The following is a 6,536-nucleotide window of genomic DNA, read 5'->3' as shown; positions in this document are numbered from 1 at the left end:
GTGTGAACGGTCCCGGCCGCCTCCGGGTGGCCGGACGGGCGAGGCCCTCAGTCCGGCGGCTCCTGCGCCTCCGGCTTCCCCGCCTTGTCGTGCCAGCGCGGGTCGGTCTCCCACTCCAGGTTCCGCTCGCGGGCGGTCTCCAGCGCGTGGGCGGCCTCCTCGCGGGTGGCGTACGGGCCGAAGCGGTTCTTCGCCGGGCACTCGGGGCCCTCTTCGACCTTCTTGTGCTCCAGGCAGTAGTACCATTCGCCCGGTTTGCCCACGGTGCGCTTCTTGAACAAAGCCATCGTCGTCGGCTCCTTCCTCCGAGACCATGCTGCCCCAGACCCGGTCGTTAGACTCGCTGGCATGTCTGGCCAGTCGCTTCTCGTCCCGGGGGAGCTCTCCCCCCATCGTTCCGTTCCGGGCTCCATCCGCCGCCCCGAGTACGTCGGGAAGCCCGCCCCGACCCCGTACAGCGGGCCCGAGGTGCAGGATTCCGACACCATCGAGCGGATGCGGATCGCCGGCCGCATCGCCGCGCAGGCGATGGAGGAGGCCGCCAAGCACATCGCCCCGGGTGTCACCACCGACGAGCTCGACCGGGTCGCGCACGAGTACATGTGCGACCACGGCGCCTACCCGTCCACCCTCGGCTACCGCGGGTTCCCGAAGTCGCTGTGCGCCTCGATCAACGAGGTCATCTGTCACGGCATCCCGGACTCCACCGTCCTGCGGGACGGCGACATCGTGAACCTCGACGTCACGGCGTACATCAACGGCGTCCACGGCGACAACAACGCCACCTATCTCTGCGGCGACGTCGACGAGGAGTCGCGACTGCTCGTGGAGCGGACCCGGGAGTCCCTGAACCGGGCCATCAAGGCGGTCAGGCCGGGCCGCCAGATCAACATCATCGGCCGGGTCATCGAGTCGTACGCCAAGCGCTTCGGCTACGGCGTCGTCCGTGACTTCACCGGGCACGGCATCAACTCGTCCTTCCACTCCGGCCTGATCGTCCCGCACTACGACTCGCCCCACCACACCACCGAGATCAAGACCGGCATGACCTTCACCATCGAGCCGATGCTGACGCTCGGCACCCACGACTACGACATGTGGGACGACGGCTGGACGGTCGTGACCAAGGACCGGAAGCGGACCGCACAGTTCGAGCACACGCTCGTCGTCACGGAGACCGGGGCGGAGATCCTGACGTTGCCCTAGCCGTTCGAATGGGTAGAGCTTTTACCGACAGGACGTCGGGAACCAGTTGACTTAGGTATGCCTAACTTGGCAGGATCGTCACTGGTTCCCGTCCCATCGGTCCCGGAGGCACGCCTTGGACACGCCCTTCTCCACGCTCATCCGTACCGCCTCGCACGAGCAGCACACGGAGGCGGAGACGTCGTCCTTCATGGGCGACCTGCTGGGCGGACGCCTGGGCGTCGACGCCTACGCGCGCTACACCGAGCAGCTCTGGTTCGTGTACCGCGCCCTGGAGGACGGCGCGGAGGCCCTGCGCTCGGACCCCGTCGCGGGGCCCTTCATACAGCCCGAACTGTTCCGCACGACCGCCCTGGAGCAGGACCTCGCCCATCTGCGGGGCCCCGACTGGCGCGCCGGGGTCTCCCCGCTGCCCGCCACGGTGGCGTACGCCGAGCGGGTCGCCGAGTGCGCCCGCGACTGGCCCGCGGGGTACGTGGCCCACCACTACACGCGCTACCTGGGCGACCTGTCGGGCGGTCAGATCATCCGCGACAAGGCGGAGCGCACCTGGGGCTTCGCGCGCAAGGGCGACGGCGTCCGCTTCTACGTGTTCGACACGATCTCCAACCCGGCCGCGTTCAAGCGGGCGTACCGGGAGCTGCTCGACGGGGTGAACGCCGACGACCTGGAGAAGCAGCGGATCGTCGACGAGTGCAAGCGCGCGTTCGCCTTCAACAGCGCGGTCTTCCAGCAGCTGGGCGGGGAGTTCTCCCTCAGCGCGTGACCCCGCGGGGGCCTCGGGCCCCTCACGGGACCGCTCGGGCGCCTCAGAGCGTGAGCGTTCCCTCCAGGCGGACCCGTCCGCCGAGTTCCACGATGCCGTCAGGGCCGGGGGCAGTGAGCAGCTGCGAACCCCGGCCCTGCGTGATGTTCAGGGCCCGTCCCAGCTCCGCCGTGAGCAGCAGCGCCGCCGCGCCGGTCGCCTCGTCCTCGTCGATGCCGTCGCCCCGCCCAGGGAACGCCCGCGCCCTGATCCGGCCCGCGGCCTCCTCCTCCCAGGCCCAGGCGTAGATCCAGTCCCCCGGTTCGGGCACGTCGAGCGCCTCCACCTCGGCGGCGGAGCCGTACTGGCGCAGGGTCCGCGGCGGCGCCCACTCGGCGCGCGCCTCGATCCAGGTGAACTCCCCGTCGCCGCGCACCCACACCTCGCCCGCGGGCGGACAGATGACCTCCAGGTCGAGCAGCCAGGCGGCGCCGACCAGCGGGTGCCCGGCGAAGGGCAGCCGCACGCCGGGGGTGTAGATGTCGACGATCCCGCGCTCCGGGTCGTCCACGAACACCGTCTCGCTGAAGCCGAGCTCCTTGGCGAGCGCCTGCCGGGAGGCCTCGTCGGGGTGGGTACGTGCGTCCCGTACGACTCCGAGGGCGTTGCCGTGCCGGCCGTCTGCCGCGCAGAAGACCCGGAGGACGTCGATGTCGGAGGCGGCGCTGGGCACGGTCGTGTTCATGGCGGAAATTGAACCATTTCGCGGCGCGCCGACAGGACCGCACCCGGGAATCGGGTGCGGTCCTGCCTCTTCTGGGGGGGGTGGCTGTTCTCGGTGGATGCCCCGGGGGCGTGGTGCCGGGTCAGGACTCCGTGGCGCGGCGTCGTGCGGCGATGACGACCACGGCCGCTCCGGCCGCGGCGAGGGCGCCCGAGGCGCCGAGCAGGAGGCCGGTCGGGGCGCCCGAGCCGGTCGCGGCGAGCGAGCCGGAGCCGCCCACGGAGCCCGCGCCGCCGACCGTGCCGGCACCGCCGACCGTCCCGCCGCCGCCCGTGGTGGACGAGCCGCCGGCCTGGCCGCCGCCGCCGCTGCTGCTGCCGGTGGAGCCGGAGCCGCCGGTCCCGCCGGAGGTCGAGGGAAGGGTGGCGTCCTCGTCGAGCGAGAGGGTGAGGGTCAGCGGGTCCATCTCGGTGCCGGTCGGGTAGCCGCCCTGGCCGCCGGGGGCGGCGAACGTCGCGGAGCCGGCCGCCGTCAGCCGGGCCGGAACGTTCGCGAGGGTGACGACCCCGTCGTTCGCCGACCAGTCGGCCTTCGACAGGTCGAGGCCGGCGAAGGCCACGTCGTTCTGGGCGCCCCGGGCGCTGGTGACGTCGGCGGTGAGGGTGCCGGTGGAGCCGGTCGCCTTCACCTTCACGTCGCTGATGGTCCAGTCGATGTCGTGGGCGGCGCAGACGAAGGCGAGCTTGCCGGAGAAGGCGGCATCGGCCTTGCGGGCCTGGGCGTCGAGGTCGGCCTTCTCGAAGCCGAACGCGTAGGACGTGCCCTGCTTCCTCGCGCCGCCGGAGGCGGTGACCGAGCCGCCGCACATCTCGCCGACGTACCTCTGCCAGCTCTGCTTCACGCCCCAGGTCAGCTTGCCGTCGACGACGCCGGAGGGGGCGCCGGCCGGCGCCGTGGCCGTCGGGGCCGTGGGCGTCGGCGCGGTCGTGGCGGGGTCGGTCGTGCCCGGGGCGGTCGGCTCGGTGCTGGTCGGGCCGGGGCCGGTGGGCGCGGTGGTGGTCGGGGCCGGGCTGGTGGGCGCCGTGCTGGTCGGGGCGGTCGTCGGGGCCGTCGTGGTCGGGGCGGTGGTCGGCGGCTCCGTCGTGGGCGGCGCGGTCGTCGGCGGCGCGGTCGTCGGCCGGCTGCCCGCCTTCACCGTGAGGGTGGCGGCGTCGAGCTCGTCGCCCTCCTTGTAGAAGCCCGCGAAGGCCGCCGAGCCGTCCTTCGTCAGCTTGGCCGGTATGTCCTTGAACGTCATGGTGCCGCCCGCGCCCTGGGACGGCCGGACGCCGGTCATGTCGAGCGCGGCGATGGCGATGTCGGAGCGGGTGGAGACGGAGCCGTCCTTCTCCTTGGTGACGACGTCGGCGGTGATCTCGCCGGTGGGCGCGGCCGTGCCCTTCGTCGAGAGCCGGACGTCGGAGATCCGGATGTCGAGGGCGCCGTGGTGGGCCTCGAAGCGGACGCCGCCCTTGAAGGAGTTGGCGGTGGCGTGCGTGGTCGTGTCGTAGGTGCCGGTGCCGTCGACGAACGTGAACACGCCGTTGTTCGCGGCCTGCTCGGCGCCGCCCTCAAGAGTGGTCTTGCCCTGGGCGAAGCCGCCGGCCAGGTACGTACGGAAGGACTGCTTGATGCCCCAGTCCAGCGTGCCGTCGCTGAGCGTCATCGGGGGCGCGGTGTCGGCCGCCGCGGGGAGCGCGAGGGCGACGGCGCCCGTGCCGAGGGCGGCGGCCGTGGCGACGGCGGCGGCCAGGGTGACGGATCGGTGGCGCAAGGGGGTGGGCATGACGGGGTTCTCCTAGGTGGGACGCGGGGCGCGAAGGGGGGGTGCGCGCGGGGGGAATTCAGGCGGTGGGGCTCGGACGGTGCGGCGGGGACGCCGTGGCTGGGCCGCGGGACGTCAGGCCGCGGAATGTCAGGCCGTGGGACGTCAGGCCGTGGGACGTCAGGCCGTGGGACGTCAGGCCGTGGGAGTGCCGCCGGTGCGGCGACGGCGTACGGCGACGAAGACCGCGAGCGCGGCGGCGAGCAGCACGCCCGCGCCGATCGCGACGTACAGGCCGGTGGAGGAAGAGGAGGCCGAGGAGGAGGCCGCGGCGGGTGCCGGGGCGGCCGAGGCGGACGGTGCCTTGGTCGTCGACGGGGTGGCCGACGGGGTGGGCTTCGCATCGCTCCCGAGGTCCGGGAGCGCGGGCAGCCGGGCCGTGGTGTCGACGGCGACGGCCAGGGACACCGGGTCCATCGCGGTCCCGGCCCTGTACATCCCGCCGAAGGCCTTGGCGCCGCCCTCGGTGAGGGTGGCGGGTGCCTCGGTGACGACGGCGAGGCCGTTCTCCGGGGTGAGGTCGCGGGCGGCGAAGGTGACGAGGGGGACGGCCTTCTCGGTCTTCCCTGCGCTGGTGACGTCGGCGCCGAGGGTGCCGGTGCCGCCGCTCACCTTCACGGTGACCTTGCCGAGCGTGAGGTCGAGGTGGGCTCCCGCGAAGCGGACGCTGCCCGCGAACGCGGCGTCGAGGGTGCCCTTCTGCGGGTCGTACGTGCCCTTGCCCTCGGGGAAGCGGAAGAGCGCGCCGCCGTCCTGGGCACCGTCGGCGAGGGTCCACTTCCCCTGGGCGATGGCCCCGGTGACGTACTCGCGGAAGGTGCGGCGCACGCCCCAGTCGACGGCGGCGGTCCTGACGGTGCCCGTGCGCGAGGGCTCGCCGGTGGAACTCGCCGTGGGCGACGGCCCCGTGGGGGGCTTCGTCGTCGGCCGGCCGGTCGGTGCGGACCTGTCGGGCGTCCGTACGTCGACGGTGAGGCTGACGGGGTCGAGCGCGGTGCCGGCCGGGTAGTAGCCGGCGAAGGCGGAGGCGCCCTGCGCGGTGAGCGTGGCGGGCACGCCGTCGAGCGAGACGGGGCTGCCCCCGCCGCGCATGTCGATGCCGCCGAGGCCGAGGGTGGCGAGCGGCACCTGAGACGAGGTGGTCACGCGGCCGCTGCCCTTGGCCTTGCTCGTCATGTCGGCGTAGAGGGTGCCGCCGCCGCCCTGGATCCGGATCCGGGGACGGCTGATGGTGAGGTCGAGCTCGTTCGTGCCGTCCGCCTTGCGGTGGCCGGTGAAGTGGACGCCGCCGGAGAAGGCGGCTTCGAAGGCGCCGGTCTCCGGGTCGTACGAGCCCTGCGCGGAGTGGAAGCGGAACTGGCTTCCGCCGAGGGTGGCGGCTCCGCCGGTGAGGCCCCAACCGCCCTGGGCGATGGGCCCGGTGACATAGCTCTGGAAGGAGGACTTGATGCCCCAGTCGAGCCGTCCGCCCTGCACCGTGCGGCTCTCCGCGCGGGCCGCGCCGGCCGGGACGAGGGCGGCGATCAGGGCCGCGAACAGGGCCACGGCGAGCGCGCGGGCGGGTCTGGACAGCATCATGGAACCCCTCCGAGGGCTGGCGAGTGAGGTAAGGCTAACCTAAGCTACATCGAGCCTCGGCTGGAATCCCCCGGCGAGGAACTCGTCGGACCAGAACCACTGCAGTACGAAGCGGAACGAACGACAGGACGGTGCCCGGTGCGCAGAACTCGCCTCGCGGGAGCGCTGACAGCAGTGCTCGCCCTCGCCCTCATGGCGACCGGCTGCGGTGACACAGGTGGCGACGGCACCGGAAGCGGAAGCGGAAGCAGTCCGTCCACCACCGGTGCGTCCACCGCAGCCCGCGACCGGGTCGAGCCGCTCGCCGTCCCGGTCGCGCCCCGGGTTACCGTCACCGTCCCCACGGCCGACGGTCGCACCGTCACCGTCACCACCACCCACCCGATAGTGCCGCGCCGCGGCTCCCTCAACGAGATAGT

Annotated in this window: 6 protein-coding genes and 1 pseudogene; 3 read left to right on the top strand and 4 right to left on the bottom strand. The window is 73.0% G+C overall.

The window, feature by feature from the left end; genetic code table 11:
* Nucleotides 1-47: 47 nt before the first annotated feature.
* Nucleotides 48-287: a hypothetical protein gene (locus tag ACFQ79_RS33770; protein WP_383590519.1), complete on the bottom strand. Its 240-nt coding sequence runs from the start codon at nucleotides 285-287 to the stop codon at nucleotides 48-50.
* A 61-nt stretch (nucleotides 288-348) separates the two neighbouring features.
* Between ACFQ79_RS33770 and map the strand changes: the two genes are divergently transcribed.
* Nucleotides 349-1,206, top strand: coding sequence for a type I methionyl aminopeptidase (map, locus tag ACFQ79_RS33765; RefSeq protein ID WP_383590518.1), 858 nt, complete (start codon nucleotides 349-351; stop codon nucleotides 1,204-1,206).
* A 115-nt stretch (nucleotides 1,207-1,321) separates the two neighbouring features.
* On the top strand, nucleotides 1,322-1,972 hold the full coding sequence (locus ACFQ79_RS33760) for a heme oxygenase (biliverdin-producing) (protein WP_266965423.1): 651 nt from the start codon (nucleotides 1,322-1,324) through the stop codon (nucleotides 1,970-1,972).
* A 43-nt stretch (nucleotides 1,973-2,015) separates the two neighbouring features.
* On the opposite strand, the gene ACFQ79_RS33755 is transcribed toward ACFQ79_RS33760, so the two are convergent.
* From ACFQ79_RS33755 to ACFQ79_RS33745, 3 genes are all read right to left on the bottom strand, one after another.
* A complete protein-coding gene (locus ACFQ79_RS33755) occupies nucleotides 2,016-2,696 on the bottom strand; it encodes a PhzF family phenazine biosynthesis protein (protein WP_383590516.1) in 681 nt (226 codons plus the stop codon).
* 121 nt (nucleotides 2,697-2,817) lie between these two features.
* Entirely contained in the window at nucleotides 2,818-4,500 is a 1,683-nt protein-coding gene (locus ACFQ79_RS33750) for an HtaA domain-containing protein (RefSeq protein ID WP_383590514.1), read from the bottom strand.
* A gap of 174 nt (nucleotides 4,501-4,674) precedes the next feature.
* Nucleotides 4,675-6,117: an HtaA domain-containing protein gene (locus ACFQ79_RS33745; protein ID WP_383590512.1), complete on the bottom strand. Its 1,443-nt coding sequence runs from the start codon at nucleotides 6,115-6,117 to the stop codon at nucleotides 4,675-4,677.
* 138 nt (nucleotides 6,118-6,255) lie between these two features.
* Here ACFQ79_RS33745 and ACFQ79_RS33740 point away from each other — a divergent pair.
* A pseudogene (locus ACFQ79_RS33740) lies at nucleotides 6,256-6,536 on the top strand (ABC transporter substrate-binding protein); the annotation flags it as partial.

It is taken from the genome of Streptomyces sp. NPDC056480 (assembly GCF_042795405.1).
GTDB lineage: Bacteria > Actinomycetota > Actinomycetes > Streptomycetales > Streptomycetaceae > Streptomyces.
This window is presented reverse-complemented; position numbering and strand designations above follow the sequence as displayed.